This window comes from Corynebacterium sp. HMSC055D05 (assembly GCF_001810365.1).
Taxonomy (GTDB): domain Bacteria; phylum Actinomycetota; class Actinomycetes; order Mycobacteriales; family Mycobacteriaceae; genus Corynebacterium; species Corynebacterium coyleae.
Window position 1 is genome coordinate 1 of the sequence record NZ_KV801043.1, and the last position, 214, is coordinate 214.

The 214-nt window shown below is 49.1% G+C and carries 1 protein-coding gene; it reads right to left on the reverse strand.

Going from position 1 to position 214, the window contains the following annotated elements; all coding sequences use genetic code 11:
• On the reverse strand, nucleotides 1–182 hold a 182-nt coding region (locus tag HMPREF2734_RS12165; RefSeq protein ID WP_210384725.1), incomplete at its 3' end, for a hypothetical protein.
• Nucleotides 183–214 lie beyond the last annotated feature (32 nt).

The following is a 214-nucleotide window of genomic DNA, read 5'->3' on the forward strand; positions in this document are numbered from 1 at the left end:
TTGGGTGTGCTGGTGTTGTTTGAGAACTCGATAGTGTGCCAATGCATTTTTTGTTGTTGTGTGCTTGGTGTTGTGTGCCATGGTGTGCATGCCTTGTTTGGTGTGTGCCGGTGGTGGTTGGGTGAACCATTGATTGCCTGATCATCTGTGTGGTGTGCTTCATTTGTGAGTGCATGATGCATGTTGCCAACCCTTGTTTTTGCCCCGTCAGGGT